General features: G+C 29.4%; 26 protein-coding genes, 1 other RNA gene and 1 pseudogene. 16 read left to right on the forward strand and 12 right to left on the reverse strand.

All coding sequences use genetic code 11. The annotated features are described in order from the left end of the window. Positions 1–96: 96 nt before the first annotated feature. Together AXY43_RS21995 and AXY43_RS22000 are read left to right on the forward strand one after the other, a co-directional pair. On the forward strand, positions 97–780 hold the full coding sequence (locus tag AXY43_RS21995) for a vitamin B12 dependent-methionine synthase activation domain-containing protein (RefSeq protein ID WP_105412154.1): 684 nt from the start codon (positions 97–99) through the stop codon (positions 778–780). After that, entirely contained in the window at positions 770–3,175 is a 2,406-nt protein-coding gene (locus tag AXY43_RS22000; protein WP_105412155.1) for a homocysteine S-methyltransferase family protein, read from the forward strand. The genes AXY43_RS21995 and AXY43_RS22000 overlap by 11 nt, the downstream gene beginning before the upstream one ends. 110 nt (positions 3,176–3,285) lie before the next feature. On the opposite strand, the gene AXY43_RS22005 is transcribed toward AXY43_RS22000, so the two are convergent. Beyond that, a complete protein-coding gene (locus AXY43_RS22005) occupies positions 3,286–4,089 on the reverse strand; it encodes an MBL fold metallo-hydrolase (protein WP_023974229.1) in 804 nt (267 codons plus the stop codon). 248 nt (positions 4,090–4,337) lie between these two features. On the opposite strand from AXY43_RS22005, the gene AXY43_RS22010 reads away from it, so the two are divergent. The 4 genes from AXY43_RS22010 to ssrS all read left to right on the forward strand — a co-directional run bounded on the left by AXY43_RS22010 (position 4,338) and on the right by ssrS (position 6,068). Next, a complete protein-coding gene (locus tag AXY43_RS22010; RefSeq protein ID WP_023974228.1) occupies positions 4,338–4,886 on the forward strand; it encodes a hypothetical protein in 549 nt (182 codons plus the stop codon). A 271-nt stretch (positions 4,887–5,157) separates the two neighbouring features. Next, the gene (locus tag AXY43_RS22015) at positions 5,158–5,403 is read left to right on the forward strand and encodes a DUF1292 domain-containing protein (protein WP_011968737.1); all 246 of its coding nucleotides are present in this window, start codon (positions 5,158–5,160) and stop codon (positions 5,401–5,403) included. A gap of 16 nt (positions 5,404–5,419) precedes the next feature. Further along, complete coding sequence (locus AXY43_RS22020; protein ID WP_011968738.1) at positions 5,420–5,818, forward strand: hypothetical protein; 399 nt, start codon at positions 5,420–5,422, stop codon at positions 5,816–5,818. A gap of 56 nt (positions 5,819–5,874) precedes the next feature. Beyond that, positions 5,875–6,068: non-coding RNA, 6S RNA (gene ssrS / locus AXY43_RS22025), on the forward strand. Between the two features lie 182 nt (positions 6,069–6,250). Here ssrS and AXY43_RS22030 read toward each other — a convergent pair. Continuing rightward, positions 6,251–6,463 carry a hypothetical protein gene (locus tag AXY43_RS22030; RefSeq protein WP_017211484.1) on the reverse strand — a complete coding sequence of 71 codons (213 nt, stop codon included), beginning with the start codon at positions 6,461–6,463 and terminating at the stop codon, positions 6,251–6,253. Between the two features lie 308 nt (positions 6,464–6,771). On the opposite strand from AXY43_RS22030, the gene AXY43_RS22035 reads away from it, so the two are divergent. The 3 genes and pseudogenes from AXY43_RS22035 to AXY43_RS22045 all read left to right on the forward strand — a co-directional run bounded on the left by AXY43_RS22035 (position 6,772) and on the right by AXY43_RS22045 (position 9,380). Further along, on the forward strand, positions 6,772–6,969 hold the full coding sequence (locus AXY43_RS22035; RefSeq protein WP_023974226.1) for a DUF896 domain-containing protein: 198 nt from the start codon (positions 6,772–6,774) through the stop codon (positions 6,967–6,969). A gap of 6 nt (positions 6,970–6,975) precedes the next feature. Next, positions 6,976–7,883: pseudogene (gene hprK / locus AXY43_RS22040) on the forward strand (HPr(Ser) kinase/phosphatase). Positions 7,884–7,982: 99 nt separating this feature from the next. Then, positions 7,983–9,380: an aminopeptidase gene (locus AXY43_RS22045; RefSeq protein WP_105412156.1), complete on the forward strand. Its 1,398-nt coding sequence runs from the start codon at positions 7,983–7,985 to the stop codon at positions 9,378–9,380. 86 nt (positions 9,381–9,466) lie between these two features. Here the strand turns inward: AXY43_RS22045 and AXY43_RS22050 are convergent, their stop codons facing one another. Both AXY43_RS22050 and AXY43_RS22055 read right to left on the reverse strand, forming a co-directional pair. Then, the gene (locus AXY43_RS22050; protein ID WP_023974224.1) at positions 9,467–10,306 is read right to left on the reverse strand and encodes a PHP domain-containing protein; all 840 of its coding nucleotides are present in this window, start codon (positions 10,304–10,306) and stop codon (positions 9,467–9,469) included. Between the two features lie 251 nt (positions 10,307–10,557). Then, entirely contained in the window at positions 10,558–11,040 is a 483-nt protein-coding gene (locus AXY43_RS22055) for a DUF4883 family protein (RefSeq protein ID WP_077855359.1), read from the reverse strand. A gap of 144 nt (positions 11,041–11,184) precedes the next feature. On the opposite strand from AXY43_RS22055, the gene AXY43_RS22060 reads away from it, so the two are divergent. Beyond that, positions 11,185–12,207 (forward strand): pyruvate kinase, encoded by a 1,023-nt coding sequence (locus AXY43_RS22060; RefSeq protein ID WP_105412157.1) that lies wholly within the window; start codon positions 11,185–11,187, stop codon positions 12,205–12,207. Positions 12,208–12,377: 170 nt separating this feature from the next. Here AXY43_RS22060 and AXY43_RS22065 read toward each other — a convergent pair whose 3' ends face one another. The 3 genes from AXY43_RS22065 to AXY43_RS22075 all read right to left on the reverse strand — a co-directional run bounded on the left by AXY43_RS22065 (position 12,378) and on the right by AXY43_RS22075 (position 14,560). Next, a complete protein-coding gene (locus AXY43_RS22065) occupies positions 12,378–12,872 on the reverse strand; it encodes a hypothetical protein (protein ID WP_011968745.1) in 495 nt (164 codons plus the stop codon). A 177-nt stretch (positions 12,873–13,049) separates the two neighbouring features. Next, entirely contained in the window at positions 13,050–13,655 is a 606-nt protein-coding gene (locus AXY43_RS22070) for a J domain-containing protein (protein WP_011968746.1), read from the reverse strand. Further along, on the reverse strand, positions 13,655–14,560 hold the full coding sequence (locus tag AXY43_RS22075; RefSeq protein WP_105412158.1) for a DUF5685 family protein: 906 nt from the start codon (positions 14,558–14,560) through the stop codon (positions 13,655–13,657). The genes AXY43_RS22070 and AXY43_RS22075 overlap by 1 nt, the downstream gene beginning before the upstream one ends. A gap of 409 nt (positions 14,561–14,969) precedes the next feature. Between AXY43_RS22075 and AXY43_RS22080 the strand changes: the two genes are divergently transcribed. Next, positions 14,970–15,512 carry an NADH peroxidase gene (locus AXY43_RS22080; RefSeq protein WP_011968748.1) on the forward strand — a complete coding sequence of 181 codons (543 nt, stop codon included), beginning with the start codon at positions 14,970–14,972 and terminating at the stop codon, positions 15,510–15,512. Between the two features lie 103 nt (positions 15,513–15,615). On the opposite strand, the gene AXY43_RS22085 is transcribed toward AXY43_RS22080, so the two are convergent. Beyond that, complete coding sequence (locus tag AXY43_RS22085; protein ID WP_023974219.1) at positions 15,616–16,260, reverse strand: macro domain-containing protein; 645 nt, start codon at positions 16,258–16,260, stop codon at positions 15,616–15,618. A gap of 241 nt (positions 16,261–16,501) precedes the next feature. Continuing rightward, complete coding sequence (locus AXY43_RS22090; protein WP_031275701.1) at positions 16,502–17,149, reverse strand: hypothetical protein; 648 nt, start codon at positions 17,147–17,149, stop codon at positions 16,502–16,504. A 561-nt stretch (positions 17,150–17,710) separates the two neighbouring features. On the opposite strand from AXY43_RS22090, the gene AXY43_RS22095 reads away from it, so the two are divergent. The 5 genes from AXY43_RS22095 to lgt all read left to right on the forward strand — a co-directional run bounded on the left by AXY43_RS22095 (position 17,711) and on the right by lgt (position 22,799). Further along, positions 17,711–19,078, forward strand: a complete 1,368-nt coding sequence (locus tag AXY43_RS22095; RefSeq protein ID WP_023974217.1) for an MATE family efflux transporter — start codon at positions 17,711–17,713, stop codon at positions 19,076–19,078. A 198-nt stretch (positions 19,079–19,276) separates the two neighbouring features. Further along, positions 19,277–20,311: a phosphodiester glycosidase family protein gene (locus AXY43_RS22100; RefSeq protein ID WP_011968752.1), complete on the forward strand. Its 1,035-nt coding sequence runs from the start codon at positions 19,277–19,279 to the stop codon at positions 20,309–20,311. Positions 20,312–20,325: 14 nt separating this feature from the next. Next, complete coding sequence (locus tag AXY43_RS22105) at positions 20,326–21,366, forward strand: hypothetical protein (protein WP_077867993.1); 1,041 nt, start codon at positions 20,326–20,328, stop codon at positions 21,364–21,366. 127 nt (positions 21,367–21,493) lie between these two features. Next, the gene (locus AXY43_RS22110) at positions 21,494–21,745 is read left to right on the forward strand and encodes a TM1266 family iron-only hydrogenase system putative regulator (protein ID WP_011968754.1); all 252 of its coding nucleotides are present in this window, start codon (positions 21,494–21,496) and stop codon (positions 21,743–21,745) included. 277 nt (positions 21,746–22,022) lie between these two features. Next, on the forward strand, positions 22,023–22,799 hold the full coding sequence (lgt, locus tag AXY43_RS22115) for a prolipoprotein diacylglyceryl transferase (protein WP_105412159.1): 777 nt from the start codon (positions 22,023–22,025) through the stop codon (positions 22,797–22,799). An 88-nt stretch (positions 22,800–22,887) separates the two neighbouring features. Here the strand turns inward: lgt and AXY43_RS22120 are convergent, their stop codons facing one another. The 3 genes from AXY43_RS22120 to AXY43_RS22130 form a co-directional block, all read right to left on the reverse strand. Continuing rightward, positions 22,888–23,466 carry a serine/threonine protein kinase gene (locus AXY43_RS22120; RefSeq protein WP_039772128.1) on the reverse strand — a complete coding sequence of 193 codons (579 nt, stop codon included), beginning with the start codon at positions 23,464–23,466 and terminating at the stop codon, positions 22,888–22,890. 74 nt (positions 23,467–23,540) lie between these two features. Further along, entirely contained in the window at positions 23,541–23,879 is a 339-nt protein-coding gene (locus tag AXY43_RS22125; protein WP_023974214.1) for a P-II family nitrogen regulator, read from the reverse strand. A gap of 23 nt (positions 23,880–23,902) precedes the next feature. After that, positions 23,903–25,489, reverse strand: a complete 1,587-nt coding sequence (locus tag AXY43_RS22130; RefSeq protein WP_105412160.1) for an ammonium transporter — start codon at positions 25,487–25,489, stop codon at positions 23,903–23,905. Positions 25,490–25,502 lie beyond the last annotated feature (13 nt).

The raw sequence follows: 25,502 nt of genomic DNA on the forward strand, positions 1-25,502 counted from the left end.
TCAAAAAGAAAGATTATATAAATAATTGTAAAGAGTAACAATGAAAATTTATAGGACATGGCAGTGCTTTGAGATTAATAAGGTGGTGATTAATATATGGGAGATTTGAAACTACAGATAAACAAGAATGAAGTACTTAGGTATCTTGGATATAAAGGACAGGATATAGATGAAAATATTGTAAATCTTATTGAGGAATGTAGAGAAGAAATCAAGAAGATAATTACCCCAAGATTTATGTATGAATATAAAGATATAATACAGATTGATGAGGCTATAGAGGTTGTTAATACAAAACTAATTTTATATGGAAAAGATATAAAAGAGCATCTTAAAGATTCAAAACAGTGCGTATTAATGGCAGTAACTTTGGGAAATGATGTGGAAAGAAAAACGAGATTATATGAAAAAATAAATTTAACAAAAGCACTTATATTAGATGCTTGTGCTACAACGGCAGTAGAGGAAGTATGTGATTATGTAGAAAGGATTGTTAAGGAAAAAGCTATATTGAATAATAAGGATATAACTTTTAGGTATAGTCCAGGTTATGGAGATTTGCCGTTAGATGTTCAAAGTAGCTTTTTAAGGGCATTAGATGCTCAGAAAAAAATTGGACTTACTGTATCAGAAAACAATTTACTATTTCCTAGGAAATCTGTTACAGCAATAATAGGGATAATAAATAGTGGAAGTAAAAAGAAAATAAAGAGCTGCAAAAAATGTACTAACTACAAAAATTGCAGTTTTAGAAGAGAGGGAGAAATCTGTGGGGCTTAGGGAATATATAAAAAATAACATATTAATATTTGACGGAGCTATGGGAACAATGCTTCAAAAGAAAGGGCTGAAATTAGGAGAAAATCCTGAAATTTTAAATCTAAAAGAGCCATATATAATAGAAGAAATTCATAGAAAATATATATCTAGCGGTGCTAATGTAATAACTACTAATACTTTTGGCGCTAATGAGCTTAAACTAAAACTTTGTGGCTTAGTAGTTGAAGAAGCAATAGATGCGGCAGTTAATATCGCAAAAAAAGCTAAAGGAAATAGTGAAACATATATAGCACTGGATGTAGGTCCTATAGGGGAACTTTTAGAGCCTATGGGAACTCTAAGTTTTGACAGAGCGTATGAAATTTTTAAACGACAAATAATTCAAGGGGTTAAATCTGGTGTTGATATAATTTTAATTGAAACAATGACAGATTTATACGAACTTAAGGCCGCAGTGCTTGCAGCAAAGGAAAATTCAAGTTTGCCAATATTTTGTACAATTACATTTGAAGAAAATTTGAGAACATTCACCGGATGTACTCCAGAAGCCATGGTACTTGTATTAGAAGGATTAGGAGTAGATGCACTTGGCGTTAATTGCTCTTTGGGGCCAAAGCAGCTAAAACCAATTGTTGAAAAGATATGCAGCTTATCACATATTCCAGTAATGGTTCAGCCTAATGCAGGACTTCCAACACTATCAATAGGTAATGAAACAAAATATGATGTTACTAAAGAAGAATTTGCAGATACTTTATGTGGATTCATTGACCTGGGGGTAAGAGTGATAGGTGGATGTTGTGGAACAAGTCCAGAATATATCGAGGAATTGTATAAAATAACGAGAAATAAGAAACTTGTGTCCATGGAAAAAGAATATTATTCTGCAGTTTGTACACCGTCAAAAGTAGTAAGGATAGATGGTGTTAGAATAATAGGTGAGCGAATTAACCCTACAGGCAAAAAGATATTTAAGGAAGCTTTAAAAAATGGAGATCTAGATTATATATTAAATCAAGCAGTTTCTCAAATAGAAGTTGGAGCTCACATTCTAGACGTTAATGTAGGATTACCTGAAATTGATGAAGCAGATATGATGCATAAAGTAATTAGAGAGATTCAAGGCATCATGGATACACCACTTCAAATAGATTCTTCTGATCATAAAGCAATAGAGACAGGGCTCAGATATTATAATGGAAAACCTATATTGAATTCTGTAAATGGAGAAGATGAAGTTTTAGATAGAATACTTCCTATAGTAAAAAAATACGGAGCAAGTGTAGTAGGTTTGACATTAGATGAAAGAGGGATTCCAACAAAAGCAGAAGAAAGATTTGAGATTGCAGAAAAAATAATAAGTAAAGCAGCGGAATACGGAATAAGAAAAGAAGATGTATTTATAGATTGTTTAGTTTTAACTGTGTCAGCTCAGCAGAAGGAAGTTCAAGAAACTTTAAAAGCTGTAAGAATGGTTAAAGAGAAATTAGGAGTTAAAACAGTACTTGGAGTTTCAAATATATCGTTTGGCCTTCCTAATAGAGAATTAATTAATGAGACTTTCTTGGCTCTAGCTCTTGCCAATGGGCTAGATTTACCAATAATTAATCCTAATGTGAATGGAATGACTAGAGTTATTGATTCTTACAATGTTTTATATAATTATGATAAAGGCGCTGAAAGTTATATTAATAATTATGCAAATGTAGAATTATCAAGAGAAGTCACTATTAAAGGTAATGGAGCAGCAAAGATTAATTCAAATATAAATACAGTTCATGATTTAAAGTATATTGTCGTTAAAGGACTAAAAGAAGAGGCGAAGCAAGCCACTGTTGAATTATTAAAAGAAAAGAAGGAGCTTGAAATAGTTAATGAGTATTTAATTCCAGCATTAGATATGGTTGGAGAAAAATATGAAAAAGGGGAACTTTTTTTACCGCAGCTAATTCAAGCAGCTGAAACGGTAAAAAATTCATTTACCATTTTGAAGGAAGAAATATCTAGAACTAATTCTCAAACTATATCAAAGGGTAAGATAATTGTAGCTACAGTAAAAGGAGATATTCATGATATAGGTAAAAATATAGTAAAAGTTATCTTAGAAAACTATGGCTATGAAATGATAGATTTAGGGAAGGATGTACCTATAAAGACTGTTGTAGAGGAAGCAAAAAAACATAATGCATCTTTAATTGGATTAAGTGCGCTTATGACAACGACACTTAAAAGCATGGAGGAAACGATAAAAGCGCTAAGGGAAGATGGGTACAATGGAAAGATATTTGTTGGTGGAGCAGTACTTACAAAAGATACAGCAGAAAGAATAGGTGCAGACTTCTATGCCAAAGATGCAAAGGAATCAGTAGAAATTGCAAGAAGAGTACTTTCATAGTAAATAATAAATTAAGAAACTAATATTTAAAGGGTTATCCTATGCATTAAAAATGCATAGGACAACCTTTTAAATTACAAGAATTTATACTAAAGCTAAATTATAAAATATTATAATTCTATTATATCTAAATCATCAGGCATGTATATCTTTCCGCTGAACTCCTCTTTACCTTCATTTATGTACAATTCTTTTCTATTCTTTAGATTTTTATCTTCTGTATGATATAAAATAACATTCTTAACATTTAAATCCTGTGCATTTTTGCAAGCGTCTTTTGCGGTAGCATGGTGTTTTTCATATGGTTTGAATATTTCTTTTTGAGAGTAAAGGCAAAATGCTTCATGGAATAAATAATCTACATTAGCACAATATTTCTTCACAGTTTCTCTATAAGGTTCGTCACCTAAAAATGTTAGAGACTTACCGTTATTTAATGTTGTTGTGAATCCATGTTGGAGATCTTTTGTGCTTTTTATATCGAAGAAAGTAGTTTTTCTATTTAATATAGTTGCTGTATAGTTATCCTCAATTCCATTAAATAATATTCTATCATCAAATAATTTTAAAAATTTTTTTTGAAGCACAAATGAAGAAATTGATTTTATAGCATCTATTGAAGTTTTGTGGCAATAGATATTTAAATTTCCAGAGTATTTATCATTTAGTATGCTTTGTGCTACAGCACGGATAACCCAAACGCTTCCTAGTATATGATCATTATGATTATGAGATATAAACATATTATGTATTTTATTAATTGATATATTTAACTTTTCTAGATTTGATAGGATTGTATTACCACCACCTGCATCAATAAGGAAGTGCTCGTCTTCGTTAGATAAAGTAAAACATGTATTATAGCATTTTGTAACCATTGCGGAACCAGTTCCGAGAATATATATATTTTCCATCGTAAATCTCCTTGTATAAATTAAAAAATTTTAAAGATAATATGAGTAAAGATTACTAAATATTAAATTTAACATAATTACAATTATAAGAGTTAAATGAAATAAATTCAATATTATGATAGTGCTACATAAATAAGCTTAAGTTTGAAATATAAATACAAATATATTTTGTCAAATGCATTTACTTATAATTAGACATGCTATATACTAGTGTATATACATGTGATGCAAGAGGAGGAGAAAATATAATGAATAATAAAATAAAACAAATGGTGTATGCCGGATTACTTACAGCATTAGCAATAATAATTCCTATTCAGTTTGGATTTTTAAGAATAGTTATTCCACCATACTTTACTGCAACATTAGCGGCTCATGTACCTATGATGTTATCAATGTTGATATCGCCTTTTGTGGCAGCTGTAGTTGGAATAGGCTCTACAATTGGATTTTTAATAGCTGGAACACCAGCGCCAGTAGTGGCAAGGGCAGCAACTCATATAGTTGTAGGATATGTTGGAGCAATGATAATTATGAAAAATAAAAGCTATGTTAAGGCAATAGCAATAACAGCTCCAATCCATGGAATCTTAGAGGCTTTAGTTACAATACCATTTATAGGATTTTCAGTTGCCGTTTATCCTGCATTGATCATTACAGTTGTTGGTGCAATATTGCATCATTCAGCAGATAGCATAATAGCATATGCAATAGTTAAAGCTATGGCAAAAGCAAGAAAGAAAAACATTTATAATGTTTTTGGAGAATTCAAGACTCAAAGAGCTTTACAGAGATAAGGATAATTAGTACTTATAATTTATAGAATATAATAGAGCCGTTCATATTTAAAGCTGAGTGCATTATATTTACATGCATTCAGCTTTGTTTTTTAAAATTATATGGAAAGTTATAGAAAATAATAAAAAAGATATAGACAAAAATACTAAATATCATATAATAAGGATAGAATAAATTTAAAGTTGTAAAATTGAGAAGTATGTTAAATGTTATTTGACTAAGAATCTTAAGAAAAACAATTTCAAATTAGAATACAATGAGGTGAACATTTTGGAAGAAAAAGAAATAATGTCGTTTAAAGATGAAAATGGAAATAAAGTTGATTTTGAAGCTATTGCAAAGATATATTTAGAAGAACAAGGATATTTGTTACTATCACCAGTAGATGAAAAGTGTGATGATATGTTTGCATTTAGAATAGATATTAATGAAGAAGGCAATGAAGAATTAAACCTTGTGGAAGATGATAAGGAATTTGAGGAAATAAAGAAAGAATATAAGAAATTATTGTATTAAATAGGAGTGAAATTTAATGAAGAGTTCAGAAATAATTGATTTTTTGGAAGACAATGATTTAGCAGATGTTGAAGAAATAAAACACAAAAGCAATTATGTGATAATAAAATTTTATTATGACTTTGACAAAGAAGAATTAAGCGCTGCAAAAGCATACTCAACTGAAGAAAGTGATTTTGAACCAGAAAGTGATGAATGGTATAACGAATATTACATTCCTTACTTAAGAGATATTGCCGTAGATAATGTAGAATCAATAATTGAAGAAATATCAGATGAGTTTGAACTAGAATCTAAATATAAAGAATTCGGAATGGAAAATGGAAATAGTGGATATTTCAAGTTTATAGCAGCATTTTCTGAAGAGTTAACAGATATAGAAATGGAAGATATTTTAAACGATTACTATGAGTAAAACTGGTATTAAAATACTATTGAAAATATATTTCCTTATGTTATAATTAAATCATAGATTTCCTGAGATGTGCGTAAAGCTTATGATATTCAACCTACATTACATTATCGGGATTTACAATATATTCATAAATGTCAGGCTTCATTAAAAGCACAGTATTGTGTCAGTAGAAGACAGGAATGAATTGAGTTTAACCCACCTGCGAGGCGCAGGACTTGAATATATAGGTGAACGGCATGTTGGGAGCTATGATTGAATTCAACACCTCTATTAGAGGTGTTTTTTTATGTACAATAAAATATAAACTAAAAAGAAAATACCAAACCTATATCTAGTTTGGTATTCAGTTATATTAACATAAAACTAAAGTTATAATTAAATATTCTAGTTCTTATAAAGTAGCTATTTTTATATTTTATTTATTGCTATATTTTAAGCAGCTATGTTTTTTACAGATTTAGAGTTATGTTGCTTATAATATATTGAAATCAATTCTTTTTGATATAAGACAATGTACTTGTCCAAATTTTGAGATAAATCAACTATAAATGTTTTACTTGGTGAAAAAAACAATAATAATAAGTTAAGTAGGTTTTTCCTAAGTACAATATTACATTTTAGTTTAAAAATTACCCAAGTTTTCATACTAACACCTCTTTTTATCAGACTTGGTTTTTGTTATATGATTATTATAAACAAGAAAAGAAAATTTGTAAAAATATTTCATAATACAATTAATGACAATAATTTGCAGAAATGTTTAATAAAACGGTTAATAATTTGTTTTTCTAGTAGATTCATACCTGAATAGAACATAATTGTATATATTTTACAGACAAAGTGTTCGACAAACGATTACGAAGAAGAATAAATGGTGTCGAAAAAATTCGGGTTGATTATATTATTTTAAATGGTAAAATTATTGATATACGGATAGAAAGGATGAAAATATGATGGACATTGAAAAGGCTAAAATAGAAGAAGTTATAGAAAAAATCAATTCATTATATAAGACTAGTCAAGAAAGAGAATTAAGTAATGAGGAGAAGGATTTGCAAAGTAGATTAAGAAAAAGATATATAGATAATGTTAAGAAAAATTTTAGAGCGCAATTAGAAGGTATAGAACTTAACAATAAGAAAAAGGGATGATGATAATTGGGTGTTTTAGTTAAAAAGTTAATTGATGATTTAAACTTAGAAGTGCTTGTAGAAGGAAAAGAAGATGTTGAAATTTCAGTAAATGATATAAATAGACCGGGACTACAGCTTGCAGGCTTTATAATTATTTTGCTCCAGAGAGAATCCAGGTTATAGGTAAAGCAGAATGGAGCTTCTTAGATTATATGCAAATTGAATTAAGGAAAAAAAGAGTTAAAAAATATTTTAGCTTTGACATAAATTGCTTAATCATAACTAGAGGATTGGAGCCACATCCAGAGTTTATAAAGGAAGCGAAAAAGCACAATATATGGTTTGTTAGAAGTAATTTAGTTACTACACAATTTATAAGCAAAACTACAATATATCTAGCTGATAAGCTTGCACCAGAAACAAGATTGCATGGAGTTTTGGTAGATGTATCTGGTATAGGAATATTGATTACTGGAGAGAGTGGAATAGGAAAGAGTGAAACTGCATTAGAGTTGATAAAAAGGGGACATAGACTTGTCACAGATGATGCAGTTGATATAAAGGACATAGATGGACAGCTAATAGGAAGATCACCTAAAATAACCGTTGGAATGTTAGAGGTCAGAGGCCTTGGCATAATTGATGTTACAACACTATATGGATTAAGTTCAGTAGTTCAAGAGAAAGAGATAAGGCTAGTTATGCATTTTGAACATTGGAAAGATGACAATGATTATGATAGGCTAGGAATAGATAATGAATATATGAATATACTAGGAATTAACGTGAAGAAATTAACGGTTCCTATTAGACCAGGTAGAAATATCGCGGTTATTATAGAAGCAGCAGCAGTAAATTATAGACACGCATTAATGTCTAAAATTACACCAGTTGATGTAATAGAAAATAGAATGAATGAGCTTAATGATTAATATAGTATGTAACTATTTTTACATAACTCAAGTCTAAGTAAATGATTTGAAATGCTTAGAATATGAGATATATATTTATCATCAAAAGGAGGATTGACTATGGAAAATGAAAAAAAAGATTTAAGCAAAAATGCATGGAATAAATATGATGAGAAAGAAGTTCAAAGCATATTCGAGTTTTGTGAAGGATATAAGAATTTTATGTCTAAATGTAAAACTGAAAGAGAATGTGTTAAGGAAGTACTTAGATTAGCTAAAGCTGAAGGCTATGAAGATATAGAGGAAATTATAAAAAATAATAAACAATTAAAACCAGGCGACAAGGTTTTTGCAAATAACAAAGGAAAAGCTGTTGCGTTGTTTATTGTAGGAAGTGAATCTATAGAAAGGGGGCTAAAGATATTAGGAGCTCACATTGATTCACCAAGATTAGATTTAAAGCAAAATCCACTTTATGAAGATAGTGAGTTAGCATTACTTGATACGCATTATTACGGTGGAATTAAAAAATACCAATGGGTTACATTGCCACTAGCATTACACGGAGTAGTAGCAAAGAAAGATGGTACTGTAATAGATATTTGCATAGGTGAAGATGATAATGATCCTGTTGTTGGAGTATCTGATCTTTTAATTCACTTAGCAGGAGATCAAATGGGCAAAAAAGCTGACAAAGTGGTAGAAGGTGAAGATCTTAATGTATTAGTTGGAAGTATGCCTTTAAAGGGAAGCAAAAAAGATGCTGTTAAGGGAAATATATTAAAGTTATTAAAAGAAAAATATGATTTTGAAGAAGAAGACTTTTTATCTGCTGAAATTGAGATTGTACCAGCTGGAAAGGCTAGAGATTATGGTTTAGATAGAAGTATGGTTATGGCTTATGGGCATGATGATAGAGTATGTTCATATACTTCACTAATGGCTATGTTTGAAATAAAAGAGCCTGATAAAACTTGCTGCTGTCTATTGGTTGACAAAGAAGAAGTAGGTAGTATCGGAGCAACTGGAATGCACTCAAGATTTTTTGAAAATATAGTTGCAGAAATCATTGATAGAATTGAGGGATATTCTGATCTTAAATTAAGAAGATGTCTTACTAATTCAAAGATGCTATCATCCGATGTTAGTGCAGCTTTTGACCCTAATTACCCATCAGTAATGGAAAAGAAGAATTCTGCATTCTTTGGAAAAGGAATGGTATTTAACAAATATACTGGAGCTAGAGGAAAATCAGGTTCTAATGATGCTAGTGCTGAGTATATGGCAGAGCTTAGAAATATAATGGAAAAGCATAATGTTTCAATTCAAACTGCAGAGCTTGGAAAAGTTGATGCTGGTGGCGGTGGAACAATTGCATATATATTAGCTCAATACAATATGGAAGTAATAGATTGTGGAGTTGCACTTCACAATATGCATGCACCTTGGGAAGTTGCAAGTAAAGTTGATATATTTGAAACAGTGAATGGATATAAAGCTTTTTTAATAGAGGCTTAATCTCAATAAATTAAGAAAAAAGATATTATCAAGTCTAAGGACTGATAATATCTTTTTTTATTGACAGTTAATTTAATCACCTAATATTATAATAGTGGTGGATCTAAAGCGGATAGAAATTTCGATAGATAGTTACTAGGAAATTGCATACAGCCAATGTCCCCATGACGATCATCTGATTCTAAATCACCGTGAAAATCGGAACCACAAGAAACTAACAAATTGTGTTCATCTGCTAAAGAGAGGAATCTGGAAGTTTCATCTTGTGTATTTTGAAAATAAATTGATTCAATCCCATCAAAATTCATTAGCAATAATTCATCAATATTAGAATCATTTATTAATTTAGGGTGAGCTAAAAATACAAGAGCATTATATCTTTTTAGTAATTTCAATCCGTCGCTAGTAGAAAGTTTTAAGGTTGGGACATATGCTTTACAACCTTTCCCAATAAATTTATTGAAAACTTCCTCTAGGTTATAAGGATATCCACAATTGACTATTTCTCTAGCAATATGAGGCCTTGCAATAGTATCATTAGCTTCTTTTAGAATTTTTTCAAAACTAACTTCTATGTTAAATTCATCTTTAAGCTTATCAACCATAAGTTTAGCTCTCATTATCCTATGATCCTTAATATTAGTTAGTTCTCTAATAAGATCATCATTTTTAAAGTTATTATCTCTAAAGAATCCCAAAAGATGTACACTTTCATTATTGTGTTGAGTTGATAATTCAATTCCAGGAATTAGCGTGATATCATATTTTAAGCTTTCTTCAATAGCTTTATCTAAACCACTTAAGGTATCGTGATCAGTTATAGCTAAGTACTTAACATTGTTATCATGGGCCCTTTTAACCACTTCCTTAGGGGATAATGTTCCATCTGAAGAAGATGTATGAACGTGAAAGTCCACTTTAAGCATATAATTTAACCTCCAATTTAATTTAAGGTTTATAGTAATAAAATTATCTAATTTATTGTAGATTAACTTGGAATAATATAAAAATATGTTATGCAAATTTTAATAATATAATCATATCATAAGATACTTATACAAGTATACTAAAATAAAACTTAGTGGCGGATATTTATAACATAAGTTAATATTCACATTTTCTAACTTATGTGTATATAAATTAAAACAATTGTGCCATGATCTTTTTATAAAAATATCTATTTTGATAAAGGTTTATTAGCTATATGATTACAAAAATCGAATGGATTGTATCTTAGCGGTAAATCTTTAATTGATATAATATCTTCCTTATAATTCCCATCCCAAGGTGAAACAGATATAGTTGAATCATTAAAAATCCTAAATAGATACTGGCTATTATCTTCAAAAAGTATTTTTATTCTGAAAGGTTCTTTTGCATCAACTGATTCGTCAGAATAATTAACAGTTGTTAGAGCTGAAACAAAATCTTCAATTATTGAATTTTCTTCACTTGGAACTTCTATTTCCTTATATAGATTAGTATCAAATACATAAAGCGTGAAGTTTTGATTATTTAAAATTTTAGCTTTAATTTCATCAATATAATAATGATTACTTGGTTTTACTGAAAAGTTTATGTATTTAGGACTTTGAAGAGCACAGCTGCTCAAGGTGAAACAGAGAAATAAAATTGTGAAAGCAAAAGTTAATTTTTTCAAAAGTATACCTCCTAGAAATACGTTATATACTATTAAATTTATTCTTTTAGTTATTTTTTAGAACTTTTCAGTTAGCCAATAAGTGATAATTACGAAGATTCTATAATATGAATAAAAAGTAGTGATAATTTGGGAGATTAGTTTATGTATATAATAGGAACAGTAGGCCCTAATGTAAAAGATAGAGCAGTACTTAAAGGGATAATAGAGAGTGGAGTAAATGCTTTACGATTTAACTTTATACACGGAAGCGCAGAAGAATTTTTAGAATTTTTAAAAATGGCTAAAGATATAAAGAGTGATATCCAAGTAATGCTAGATCTTTCAGGAACTAAGGTAAGAGTATCTGGTAAATTCCAATATATTTTCAAAGTTTATAATGGAGAAGTAATTTATTTTTGTGGAGAAGACAAATATAGTGAAGTAGTAAAAAATAGTAAAAATAAAATTAAAGTTATCCCATTAAATATAAAAAACAAAATTTTGAATGAAAAAGATTATAAACAAATAGGAATAAAGGACAATACGATGACTTTTGATATCGTAGATAAAGTTGATGGATTAATAAAGGCAACTACAATTCGGGGAGGAGTTATTAGAAAATGGAAGGGTTGCAATATAAAGAATCTTGAAAGAAAAGAGTTGCCACTAAATGAAAATGATAAGGACGCAATAGTTTGGGGAGTTAACAATAAAGTAGATATAATATGCCAATCGTTCGTTGAGGAAAAGAAAGATATTGATGATGTTAAATTATTTCTAAATAACAGAAAATCAAATCAATTTAAGCCTAAAATTTGGGCTAAAATAGAAACATTAAATGGAGTTAATAATATAAAAAGCATTTTAGGTGAAGCAGATGGAATTGTTATAGGCAGAGGTGATTTGATTCCAGAAACATCTATAGAAGATACTCCTATTTATGAAGAAAGAATAATAAAAGAAGTTCTAGGAGATAAAGATAAGGAGATAATTATAGCTACGCATATCCTTAATAGCATGAAAAATGGAAAAATGCCATCGATTTCAGAAGTAGAGAGCATATATAATTTCATAAAAATCGGAGCTACTGGATTTCTTTTGGCAGGGGAAACGTCCATAGGAAAAGCACCTATAAGAACAGTAGAATTTCTAAATAATTTGATTATGAAATATAGAAATATATGAGTAGTAATAAAAAAGTCCAAGCGATTATAAAATAGCAGAAATATAAATTGATTAGTCATGAAAGTAATTGAAATGATATTAGTTAGGCTGAGGATATTAAAAAGTATATGTAAATATATATTAAGAGTATAAGAAATTAATATGATTTATTTCTTATACTCTTAATTCATCTATATATTATTATGTATTCGCTTCAAATAGAAACTTATGATAATAGTCAATGCGTAATCATAAACTAAAAGTACAATTTGCCCAGCAATCCATATCATATATAAAGGATAATCAATGTTAAAATCGACTAAAAGATTAGTAAAAATAAAATAAATTACTAGAAGCGATGCATTAAAAGCGATTAATTTAAAAAATAATTCCAGTGGAATATTTCTAAGTTTTTCTGAAAAATATTTTACTATTCCATAAATCCCAAAGAATGATATATAATAGACGGCAATATTGGTTGGAATCAAAAATAAACTAAGAATACTTGAGGCTACATAAACTAATATAGTATTTTTTATTGAAGTTCTTATTATTGAGATAGGAATTAAGCAAGAAGCTATTGTCAATATTGTTAAAGTGCTTACTGGAAGTATAGAAGCAGCATAAAGTACTATTAATGTTAATGCTATAGTTATTCCGTTTTCAGCTATATATTTTGCCTTCATAAGATATTCACCTCACTAAATAAATGCAACTTATATATATGTTCTAAAAAGTTTAATTCATAGAAGCTTACATTAAAGTATAAGTTAATGTATTAGCAGTCAGCCAGTTTTTTAAAGAATGAATTATAATATTTAGAACATATATATTATAAAATAAAAGAGTTAATCATATTTATATTAGCAGCAGCCAATTAAATCTCCGCCAGCACATTCGCATAAGGAATCAAGACACCAAAGATTTATACAACAATTACACATGTCAGCATTACTAGTATTTGTAGTTCTATAGTAAGGATTAGAGTAATTATTACCTCTTTGCCTTAATGAGTTCAAGCCCTGCCTATATTCAAAATTATTTGGATCCATATTAACAGCTGTAGTCATATGATCAAGTGCTGAATCAAACCACCCTTTGTTAAGCATTATTGCACCATATAAATAATGCCATTCAGCAGATTTGTTATTTATAGAATTTAAACGACTTTCAGCTGCTGCATAATTTCCAGATTGAATAAGTCTTCTTATTTCTTGAAAATCATATGAGTTACTTGATGAATTGTTATAACTAGATGTACTATTGGAATTATAACTGTTACTTCCAGGATTTTTTGTTAATGCCTCATAAGCCTCATTAATTTCGATCATTTTCTCTTGTGCTAAATTTTTTAATGGATTATCACCATATTGGTCAGGATGGTATTGCTTAATAAGTTTTCTATAAGCACTTTTTATTTCATCTTGGCTTGCACCTGGCTTTACACCTAATATTTCATATGGATTCATTATAAATCTCTCCTTTTAGTCTCATTTGTATTTTCTGGATTTTTAACTATGTTCATATATTTATCCATTAAACCTAATTCAATTATATTATATAATATATCCTTATTTCTTTTTAGGTTTAATTTTTCTAAGTTTTCTTTACAACTATATCCACAATTTAAAATTGTAAATTCTATTTTAGGCTGTATGAATTCCATAAATTTATCGTATGTTAAAGAATTTTTGTTATACAAGAAATTTATTGGATTAAACTTTTTATTTTCCATATCAGATTTCAAATCATCTAAGGCATCTATTAGATAAATCCATTTTCCTATTGAATATCCTAATCTATATAAAGTATTCCTTAAATCCAATCCGTCATCGATTAATTTATAAGGATAGTCACGTAAAATTCCGCCAACTAAATCGCTAAAAGGATCACATATTTCATCTATAGAATTAAATGATTTACTATCTTCTAAAGTGGAAAGCTTATTTAAAGATTCCATTATGTTGTTATTAATTCTAATGATTGAACTAGGAAATTTTCTTTTATAAGGGGATAAAAGAAGTGATAAAAATTTACTTTTGTAATTTTTATCATCATGAGCATCATCTAACAGTTTATAATAAAACAGGGATATATTCATAGCAGAGGCATAGGATAACGCCTTGTTATTAGCTATTACAATTTTTTTTTCAGTAGGGTGAAGAGAACATCTGTGATGAGAAATTTCTAGCTCTTCTGGATTTAATGCATCTAATAGTAAACCTAAAAAAGTCATATCATAATTTAAAGACATCCTCGGTATATTACCAAATTCTTTTTTTATATGGCAACATAATCCACAATAATAGCATTTAAATCTAGCAAAATCTTTTACTTTCATTTCTGCTTTTAATGGAGTAACATATCCAAACAATAAAAAACACTCCTTATAAAATTCAATATAAATCAATTATACAGTAAATTTAAGCATATAAACAATAAAGTTCATATATACATAATAAAATTTTCAGATAATATTAACATTTGTATGACTGTATATTGGACATATTATGTATTTCTGTAAAATATGAATTTAATTTTAGTTTGTAGGAATTTTTTATTATAGAATCCAGTATAATGTTATCGTGGCCAAAACAGGAGCGATAGGAGTTAAGCAGTAAATAATAAGTATTTCAGGAAAATTTGAAATATTTATAAAAAAAGTCTTTACAACGGATAATTATTATTATATAATAACAAATGTAGGAAACAAGAAAACAAAAGATAAAATTAAATGATATAAATAAAAAATAAATAAATTAAAATTTTAGGAGGAAGAGATTATGAAAAAATTCGTTTGTACAGTGTGTGGTTATATTTATGAAGGAGAAACAGCTCCAGAAAAATGTCCAGTGTGTGGAGTAGGAGCAGAAAAATTTGTTGAACAAAGCGGAGATCTAGCTTTTGCTGATGAGCATGTAATCGGAGTTGCTAAAGGTGTTGATAAAGAAGTAATTGATGGATTACAAGCAAACTTTGTTGGAGAATGTACAGAAGTTGGAATGTACTTAGCTATGTCAAGACAAGCTGATAGAGAAGGATATCCAGAAGTTGCAGAAGCTTATAAGAGAATAGCATTTGAAGAAGCAGAACATGCTGCTAAATTTGCTGAATTACTTGGTGAAGTAGTAGTAGCAGATACAAAAGCTAACTTACAAGCTAGAGTTGATGCAGAACATGGTGCATGTCAAGGCAAAAAAGATTTAGCAACACTTGCTAAGAAATTAAACTTAGATGCAATTCATGATACAGTTCATGAAATGTGTAAAGATGAAGCTAGACATGGAAAAGCATTCAAAGGATTATTAGATAGATATTTTGCATAATATTATAAGATAGAATAATATACACATATTTTTAACTGAATAATTAATGATAATTCTGCTTAATAAGCAAAGTAAAAGAGAAGATAATAATTTATCTTCTCTTTTACTTTTGTAATCTTTCTTCATACAAAGATTTGTACATATTATATGTTTTCTCATCTAAGCAAACCATTGCAATTTCATCAAAGGTATCTGGAGAGTTATTTATAAATGATAAAATCTCATCTAATGCTATATTGCAGGCTTCATCTAATGGATAGGAATAGGCGCCTGTGCTTATAGATGGTAAAGCAATAGTTTTAATGGGATGATCATTAATATAATCATCAAGTTCTTTTAGTATAAAGTCTCTTTGTTTATCAGTATTAAAGCGATAAAGATTTTTATTTAGAATCTCATTACACTGCTTTGAATAAAATTCCGAGTAATTAGCAGCTATTTCAAAAACAGAACGATAAGCATTTCTTAAGTATTTTTCTTCTGAACCGTTATTTCGGTAAATGGGCCCTACAGTATGTATTACCCAATGCACACCGTGGTCACTCAAGTTATAAGATCTTGTTAATTTTGATCTACCAGTCAAACAGCCATTTAACTGTCTACACTCATCTAATAGTTTTTCTCCGCAAGCCTTGTGAATAGCACCGTCAACTCCTCCACCACCCAGTAGAGATGCATTCGCAGCATTTACAATAGCATCAAATTTGATTTTTGTTATATCATCAAAAAGTATTTTAAAGTTAGTCAAATTAATCACCTCATATTAGTCATACAAAAATTCTCTCACTTAATAGTTTACACCCAATTAACATAAATAAAAATACTATTTTTTGAAAAAAATGTTAATTAGCTATATGAAAATTAAATTCTAGTTATACATATGAGAGAAATAATAAAATAATAAAGCACACATTTAATGTATGCTTTATTATTTTGTTTAATTACAATAATCTTTAAATTCTAGAAAAAGAACTAATAAAATAAATTAATTAAATAGGTTGATTTTCTAAATTTTTTCTTCTATTATCTAAAGGATTTAAATTTATATGATGTACTTTCATTGTTTCGTCTGGGTCCATAATTAACCTGTCTAAACGAATTCTACCTTCAGAAGTATTTGCAACAACCATAGTTTCAGTACCCTTTTTGTAAAGAACCCAGTTGTAACCGTCTTTTACTACTTTATTTACATCTTCCATTGAAATTAAAGCAGTATCCTTATGATTTCCGAATTTATCTCTTAAAATTATACCCATTGTATCGTGATCGATTTTAGTACAATCATTTTTTAAACTTCTATTATATAATTCTAAATTTTCTTTTCTGTTATCTAAAGTATTTCCGTTTAAGTGTTTTATTGGAGTCTTTGGATTAACATCTAAAATAACAGATTGAATTGATTTTTTAGTGGAAACTGTTTTTCCATTAACTTTAGCAGTCTCTAAAGTTTGAACAAGATGATTATTGAAATCCTTATGCCATTCAGCAAACCAAATTCCAGCTTCTTTAACTTTTTTAGCGTCGAATGTGTCTATCTTGCAAACTAGTTCACTTCCATCTTTCTTTAAGACAGTAATTTCAGTAAGATTACCTTTTTCAGTATATTTATTTTCTTGAGTTTTATAATTTGTATTTATGGTTAAGCACCTCTTTCATGATTTAATGTTTATTAATATATGTGAATGACAATCTAATTTGAAAAATAACACAAAATAAGTTATTTTTCAAGGTTTTGTATATATTATGACACATATATAATTAATTTAAACATTACATCATTATACCAGATTAAAAATATAAAAGATATACACCTTAGAAAAAAGCGCGAAGCGCAACCAAAATCATTTAAATTAGAAGAGAGCACTTACCTTAGAAAAAAGAGAGCAATAAAAAATGTCATTTATGTATAATAAGAACAACTGATAAAAAAGTACACACCTTAGAAAAAAGCGCGAAGCGCAACCAAGATCATTTAAAATTAGAAGAAAGCACCCACTTTAGAAAAAAGCACGCACATATGAAAAGAGTGCGAAGCACAATTTGGAACTTATTAAGCGCAACCAAGATCATTAAATTATATTTCATTGTGTATACCCACAAAATCTTAAAAAATATTAAATATATGGTAGACGCAGCTGAGTAAACTAAAGTAAAATAGAATTTGATATTAAGAAAGCGCAGATAATGAGGTACTAAATATGATAATAACTGAGACTTTAAAAAACATTTTGGAAGATAAGAAATTTATACACAAAGCTATATCTATTACAGTACCTATAACATTACAAGCTCTGTTAAACACAAGCTTGAATCTTGTGGATACTGTAATGATTGGAAGTTTAGGTCAGAGTTCAATTGCAGCAGTTGGCCTTGCAAATAAAGTATTTTTTGTTTTTACATTACTATTATTTGGTGTCGTTAGTGGGTCTTCGATTTTAACAGCCCAATATTTTGGCAAAAATGATATAAAAAATATAAGAAGAGTATTAGGTATGTCTCTGATTATTGGCTTAGTTGGATCAATTATTTTTGTAATACCGAGTTTAATATGTCCTGAAATAGTTATGAGTATTTTTACACCAAATGAAAATACGATAAAAATAGGTGCATCGTATTTAGCTATAGCTGCCATTAGTTATCCTTTAACTGCAGTTACAAATGTTTATGTAGCACTTTTAAGAGGGGTAAATCAGGTAAAAGCCCCTGTTGTCATAACAGTGTTTTCTATTTGTATTAAAGTAATGCTAAATTATACTTTAATATTTGGACATTTTGGTGTACCAGCTCTTGGGGTACAAGGAGAAGCTATTGCAACTATAATAGCTAGAACAATTGAATGCACATGTATTTTAGCTATAGTATATTATGAAAAAGGACCTGCAGCTGCAAAATTTAAAGAACTTATATCTTTTAATAAGAATTTTACAAGATTATATGCTTCAACTGTATCTCCAGTTATAATTAATGAATTTATGTGGGGATTAGGAGTAACAATGTATTCTTTAGTATATGGAAGAATGGGAGATGGAGCTGTTGCAGCAATCACAATAACCCAAACAGTTGAACAAATAATGACAGTTGTATTTCAGGGGATAAGTGCAGCAACTGCGGTTATATTGGGAAATGAATTAGGTGCTAATAAATTGGATGATGCAGAAAGTCATGCAAAGTATTTTATAATACTACAGTTTATTTTTGCTTTAATAATGTCTGCAACATGCTTGTTTATTAGAAGTCCAATAATTATGCTATTTAATGTAACTGAAAGTGTAGCAGTAGATATTAGCAGATGCCTAATAGTTTTTTCGTGCTATTTGCCATTTAAGATATTTAATTGGGTAAATATTGTTGGTATACTTAGAAGTGGTGGCGACACTAAAGCTGCATTAATGCTAGATATTACTGGAGTTTGGTTAGTTGGCATACCGTTTGCCTATTTAGGTGGAATGTTACTTGAACTTCAGATATATTTCGTATATGCAATGGTTACATTTGAAGAAGTATACAAATTTATACTTGGGTTTAGGAGATATAAGCAAAGAATATGGCTTAAAAATTTAGTTTAGAATTGGGGAGGATTTTAAAATAGAAGATGAAGTCTATTTTTAGAATTCTCCCTGTCTATTCTAAAAAGGAAATATTTATAAAAAAGTGAATTGTATAAATATGGAATTCTTAATTTTTTTGTAACCTCTCAGAGGATTATTTCCTATATAATAGGAGATAATGAAAATATTAAATAAATATAGATTTCGGAGGAATATATGGATAAACAAACAAACCATAAGCCAAGAAAAAAAACGCACAAAAGAAAGAAAAGAAAATCTAATTCGAGAGTACTTTTAAAGGGATTATTGGATATGTTTATCTTTTTAGCTATAACAACACCATTGGTATTGTTCTTTGGACCATATGATAATACGAGAAAAACATTTATATCAACAGTCCTAGCAACAAGGCATGCATATTTAATAAATGATATAATTCCACAGTCAGCATTAAATAAACTTCTTGGAATAGATGAAGAGAGTGATAGTCAAGAAGTTTTTCAAGATATGAAAAAAATAAATGTTAAATATAAAGTTGGAAATGAAATAAATCGATACGATATACATACTCAGAGATTTGATGGATATGTGTTAGAAGTGAAAAATCCATTAAAAATGAAAGTTGCAATGACTAAGTTTTTAGGTAAAATGGGTGAAAAGACAAGTCAGATGGCAGAAGATAATAATGCCGTTGCAGCTATTAATGGTGGGTCATTTATTGATAAATCAACTGATGGAACTGCTTATGCAGGTACTGGATCTGAACCTGGTGGATTTGTAATATCAGGCGGAAATGTTATTTATCCAAAGTCTGGTGCAGATGAGAAAAAAGTTGAAAATGTAATTGCATTTACAAAAAGTGGAGAACTAGTAGTTGGGGATCATAGTTTGGCTGACTTAAAAAAGATGAATGTACAGGAAGCTATGTGTTTTAGAAGACCTAATATTGTAATTAATGGGATTAGACAAGTAAAAAATAAAATGGAAGATGGGCTTAATCCTAGAACTGCGGTTGGTCAGAAACAAGATGGAACTATAATTCTATTAGTTATAGATGGCAGAAAGATAACGTCACCAGGAGCGAGTTTATATGATGTTCAAGAGATAATGATGGAAAGAGGTGCTGTTAATGCAGGTGCTCTTGATGGAGGATATTCTTCAACTATGTATTATAAAGGAAATGTTATAAATTCTCCTAATGCTTGGGATGGTGAAAGAACCGTTGCTACAGCATTTTATGTGGAACAGTAAAAGGAGGATAAGTGATGAGAAATATTAAAAGAAGATTAGCATGGTGTGCGCTTGCTCTAATATTACAGCAATGCATATTTTTATATTTTGATAAAGTATATTTGGCATCTGATCTTAATATAAAAGCTGAAGAAGTTAAAGATGAGGATAATGTGGCTGATAAGAAAACAGAGATTAATATAAAAAAGGGAGTAAGTGAAATTAAAGTATCTTCAGATGCAAGATATGTATCATATATAGAAGACAGTAAGCTTAAAACATTAGATAGCAATGATGATAAGGAAAAAGTATGTGATACAGATAGTGGATCAGAAATTGTATTCTATAGATGGCTTAATAGTGAAGATAATATGATAATAATCCAAAAGATAAAGGAAAAAGGTGCGTACTATTTTGAGCCTATATCTTTTGATGCTAAAAAAGGAGAAGCAAGGGATCTTGCAGACTTTGATTTAAAAAAGGTTAGAATTAAGCTTGAGAGTACAAAGGATGAAATTAATAATGTTGTATTTTCAACATTAACTCATAGTTTATATATAGAAGTGAAGAAGAGTAGTGGAAAATGTGATTTGTATTACGCAAACGTAATGAATCAGTTGAAGAAGGTTAAAAGTGAAAAAGTTATAGGAAATGTTGTAGTACCAACAACTAGCACTAATGCGATAATGGAGGAAAATAACAGTATAACTATATTAAATACAAAAGGAAATGTATCAATACCTAATGTTAAAAGTGCAAAAATATTAGGAGCTGATGTTAATGATAATGTATATTTTGGCGAAGTAGCAGACAACAAAATTAAAAATATATATTACAGCGTGTTATCTGATAGTCAGAGGAAATGGAATCAATTAAAACTTGCGAAACCTGTTGATAAAAATGATATACTAATCGATTATTCAGGTAAAGTTTATATTAATAGTAAATCAGATAATAGTGTATTAGAATTAACAAGTAATAAAAACATAAAATATAAAGGGGAATTGGTTCAATCATATTCTAAAGGAATCATTTCTAGAGATGGCAATACATTAATTAAAAATAAGTTGGAATAGAATAATATGAATAATATGAATAATGAATAAGTTAAGAAAAAATAGATAAACTATACATTGATGAAAAGAAGATCTTCATAAAAAGGAAGATCTTCTTTTTTTACATAAAATCAATGGAGGAATGAAAATGTCTAAAATAGGAGTAGTGAGTGCAATATTAGAGCATCCAAAGGAAGTACAAGATGAATTTAATGATGTAGTAGCATCATTTAGAGGAAGCATAAAAGGAAGGATGGGAATACCTTTTGCTGATGAGTTATCAGTTATATCCATAGCTCTTACAGGAGAATCAGAAGAAACAATAAATGATTTTACAGAGCAGCTTGATCGTATTGATGGTGTATCAGTGAAAACTTCAATAGCAAAGATTGAAGTCTAGCAGGATAAGAAATCTTTGAAAATAAAGTCTGTATTTAAAAATATAAAGAATGCATACCTGACACCTTTAAAAGTTGCTGGGTATGCATTAATTTTTATAGTAACATAAATTTTACAGTTATATTTTAAAATAAATGCTATAATATATAAGTTCAAATCAATATAAATGATTCTTTACGAAATTATTTCAGTTATAATATTACTTAATGGTTTAAGGCAAACTTCTATGAAGCAGATTTTTAGAAAATACATAAGTTTATAGGAAGAGGCGGTGTTTTATGAATCCGGTAGCATTTCAAATTGGTACCTATGAAATTAGGTGGTATGGTATATTAATAGCTCTTGGAGTAATATTAGCTATAATATTAGCAAACTATAATTGTAAAAAGAAAGGAATAGACTTTGACATAATATTAGATTGCTTTTTTGTTGCCTTTCCTACTGCAATTATTGGTGCAAGAGCATATTATGTAATATTTGAATTTGAAAATTATAAAAACAATTTGATAGATATTTTTAATATTAGAAAAGGTGGATTAGCTATTCATGGAGGACTAATTGGTGGGTTTATTGCTACCTACATATTCTTTAAAATAAAGAAATTAAATATGCTAAAATACTTAGATCTAGCAGCACCATCAATTATTTTGGCCCAAGCAATTGGAAGATGGGGAAATTTTATGAATGGAGAGGCGCATGGTGGAGAAGTTTCACATTCATTTATAAGCCATTTTCCAAGCTTTATACAGAAAGGCATGTATATTGAAGGCAGTTACTACAATCCAACATTTTTATATGAATCAATTTGGAACATTGTGATTTGTTTGATTTTGCTATTAATTCTATATAAAAAGAAAAATAATGAGGATGGTGTTGTAGTAGCAAGCTATATAACGCTATATTCTTTAGGAAGGGTATTTATAGAAGGATTAAGAACAGACAGCTTAATGCTTGGTAATATAAGAATTGCACAATTGATAAGTATTATTGGAATGGTATTAGGAATAGTGATTGTACTATACATTAAAAGAAAAAAAGCTAAGAATTTAGCTTAAGCCTAAAATTAAGTATATTATAAAACGAATAAATTCAGAGTTATAATATACTTAATGGAGCTATTAGACAGATTATTTAAATTAAAATTTAAGAAGCAAACATATCAATGCGTATCACTTTTTTAGATGTATATCTAAAGTAATTATATCCATCAATCCAGTATTTAATAAGCTTAGGTTTATAACTTAAAACATGTTTTAAGAAGTCCTCAAAAACATTTGATTTTACTAAAACTTTAATAATCTCCTTAGGATAAGGAGTCTTTTTTACAAAAACCTTTCTTGGATCTATAACCTGAATTTGCTCATTTTTGTTAACAAATATATGGGCATCTCTTATATCAAGTCTTGTAAATTTTAAAGTTTTAAACTCTTCTATAAGATTTATTATTTCGATAGATAGATTATAAGATAATCCATTCTTTTTTATATAAGAACTTAGATTATCACCTTCAACATAATCTCTTAAAATCATGTTGTTAGCAATAAATAATACTTTCGGAAAGAATCTACTGCCATTAACTTTTTCAAGCAGATCAGCTTCGTTTTTAGCTTTCTTTTTATTATAAAATATCTTTAAGGCATATCCTTCTGGAGTTAAATAAACAGCGCCTTCCTTGCCTTTCCCTAAAAATTCACACTCTTTAACATCTAAAATGTATCTCATCTTATCACTTTAATTAATTACTTTAGATATTATATGCTGAGACTATTTAGAATTCTACATTTCTATAAATTTGTTTATAAAGCATCTTTTCCACGTTCACCAGTACGTATTCTTACGACATCGTCTGCGTCATAAATGAATATTTTGCCATCTCCATAATTGCCTGTACTTATTTCTTTTAAGACCTTATCTATTATAGTTTCTGCGGTATCTGGTGACACGACAGTTTCAACTTTTACTTTAGGTAACAGATTTACTTTATATTCTGTGCCTCTATAAATAGTTTTGTAACCCTTTTGATTACCATAACCCATTATATTTGAAATCATGACACCAGTTGCATTACATTCGTTAAGGATTCTTTTAAGGTCTTCTAATTTTTCGCTATTGATGACAATCTCTAATTTTTTCATACAATTACCTCTCTTTCTTTATATTATATTGATTGACTATTTTCTTTAAACCTCACTAATTGTTTTATTTCTGCATTCTCAGGTGAATCATAGTCAAGTTCAGGGGATTTTACTAATTGTAAATCTGGATATCCGGATACCCCCATTTCAGGAATGTCTAAGCCATTTAATTCAGCTTCAGGTGAGACCCTGATACCCCATACATTATCGAGAATTTTTAAGAAAATATAGGAAACACCAAAACCCCAGATAAGCACAACAATAACGCATATTAATTGAGCAACTAATTGTGAGGGATTTCCAAAAAACAAACCTGTTACTCCTCCAGATACTCCATTCAGACCATCTCCATATGAACCATCTGCAAATAATCCTAAAGAAATAATTCCCCAAATACCATTAACTCCGTGAACTGATATGGCACCAACAGGATCATCGAGTTTTAATTTGTTTTCAAAGAACGATACTGCTACGCAGACTAATAATCCAGCGACTCCTCCAATAAAGAAAGCACAAGGGGCACTTACGAAAGCACAAGGTGCAGTAATAGCAACAAGACCAGCTAGAGCGCCATTAGCAGTCATGGATGGATCGGGTTTGCCGTATTTAACCCACATATAGAACATAGCAACAAGCCCTCCTATAGCACCTGCAATCATTGTATTTGTAGCAACTATAGCCAACCTAAAATCAGATGAGTTTAATGTTGAACCAGCGTTAAATGAAAACCAACAAAAGAATAGAATAATTGTACCGATGATTGCCATTGGTATATTATGTCCAGGGAAAGGTCTTGCAGTTCCATCTTTTTTGAATTTACCAATTCTAGGTCCGATAATAATAGCTGATGATAAAGCGATCATACCACCCATTGCATGAACGACACCTGAGCCAGCAAAATCAACAACACCATGTCCAAGTCCAAAGTTTTGTCCAAGAGTTGAAAGCCAGCCGCCGCCCCATACCCAATTTCCAAAGAAAGGATATAGAAACATTGAAATAAAGAAAGATAAAACAACAACAGCGGAATATTTTACTCTTTCAGCTAAAGCGCCAGTTGGAATTGTAACGGTAGTATCCATAAACACCATTTGGAAAAAGAATAATGCATAAATTCCTGGATCATAAATTCCTAAGCCAGATAAAAGGAATCCATTATAGCCCATAATGCCGCCGAGGCCAGGTATTGAAATCATAGAACCTAAAGCAGCTCCACCAGAACCAAGTCCTGCAGCACCTCCAGAACCTCCGAATTGAATAGCAAACCCTGTTAGGAAGTACCCAATTGCACCAACTAAAAATACCATAAAATTCATTGTCATTGTATGAGCAGCATTTTTGCCACGGCAAAATCCAGTTTCAACCATAGCGAATCCACATTGGAAAAAGAAAACCATAAATCCAGTTATCATAATCCAAGTGAAATTTGCTCCATAATAACCTTTGTTAGCAGTTGTTGCAACATCGCTAAGTGTCTCACTTCCTGTTGCTGCAACGTAAGAGATTCCTGTTGGGTCTGAACCTCCTGCAGGCGAAAGTGCCAAAACTAATGTTACAGCTAAAGTACCTAAAAATAATATAATAGCAGCTAATTTAAATGACTTTTTCATAAATCATCCTCCT

Source organism: Clostridium sp. MF28 (genome assembly GCF_002969175.1).
Lineage (GTDB): Bacteria > Bacillota > Clostridia > Clostridiales > Clostridiaceae > Clostridium > Clostridium beijerinckii.

Coding starts and splice junctions, on each gene's coding strand:
- AXY43_RS21995 (WP_105412154.1), top strand. CDS start 97: ATGGGAGATTTGAAACTACAGATAAACAAGAATGAAGTACTTAGGTAT.
- AXY43_RS22005 (WP_023974229.1), bottom strand. CDS start 4,089: ATGGAAAATATATATATTCTCGGAACTGGTTCCGCAATGGTTACAAAA.
- AXY43_RS22010 (WP_023974228.1), top strand. CDS start 4,338: ATGAATAATAAAATAAAACAAATGGTGTATGCCGGATTACTTACAGCA.
- AXY43_RS22020 (WP_011968738.1), top strand. CDS start 5,420: ATGAAGAGTTCAGAAATAATTGATTTTTTGGAAGACAATGATTTAGCA.
- AXY43_RS22030 (WP_017211484.1), bottom strand. CDS start 6,463: ATGAAAACTTGGGTAATTTTTAAACTAAAATGTAATATTGTACTTAGG.
- AXY43_RS22035 (WP_023974226.1), top strand. CDS start 6,772: ATGGACATTGAAAAGGCTAAAATAGAAGAAGTTATAGAAAAAATCAAT.
- AXY43_RS22045 (WP_105412156.1), top strand. CDS start 7,983: ATGGAAAATGAAAAAAAAGATTTAAGCAAAAATGCATGGAATAAATAT.
- AXY43_RS22050 (WP_023974224.1), bottom strand. CDS start 10,306: ATGCTTAAAGTGGACTTTCACGTTCATACATCTTCTTCAGATGGAACA.
- AXY43_RS22060 (WP_105412157.1), top strand. CDS start 11,185: ATGTATATAATAGGAACAGTAGGCCCTAATGTAAAAGATAGAGCAGTA.
- AXY43_RS22065 (WP_011968745.1), bottom strand. CDS start 12,872: ATGAAGGCAAAATATATAGCTGAAAACGGAATAACTATAGCATTAACA.
- AXY43_RS22070 (WP_011968746.1), bottom strand. CDS start 13,655: ATGAATCCATATGAAATATTAGGTGTAAAGCCAGGTGCAAGCCAAGAT.
- AXY43_RS22080 (WP_011968748.1), top strand. CDS start 14,970: ATGAAAAAATTCGTTTGTACAGTGTGTGGTTATATTTATGAAGGAGAA.
- AXY43_RS22095 (WP_023974217.1), top strand. CDS start 17,711: ATGATAATAACTGAGACTTTAAAAAACATTTTGGAAGATAAGAAATTT.
- AXY43_RS22100 (WP_011968752.1), top strand. CDS start 19,277: ATGGATAAACAAACAAACCATAAGCCAAGAAAAAAAACGCACAAAAGA.
- AXY43_RS22105 (WP_077867993.1), top strand. CDS start 20,326: ATGAGAAATATTAAAAGAAGATTAGCATGGTGTGCGCTTGCTCTAATA.
- AXY43_RS22110 (WP_011968754.1), top strand. CDS start 21,494: ATGTCTAAAATAGGAGTAGTGAGTGCAATATTAGAGCATCCAAAGGAA.
- lgt (WP_105412159.1), top strand. CDS start 22,023: ATGAATCCGGTAGCATTTCAAATTGGTACCTATGAAATTAGGTGGTAT.
- AXY43_RS22120 (WP_039772128.1), bottom strand. CDS start 23,466: ATGAGATACATTTTAGATGTTAAAGAGTGTGAATTTTTAGGGAAAGGC.
- AXY43_RS22125 (WP_023974214.1), bottom strand. CDS start 23,879: ATGAAAAAATTAGAGATTGTCATCAATAGCGAAAAATTAGAAGACCTT.
- AXY43_RS22130 (WP_105412160.1), bottom strand. CDS start 25,489: ATGAAAAAGTCATTTAAATTAGCTGCTATTATATTATTTTTAGGTACT.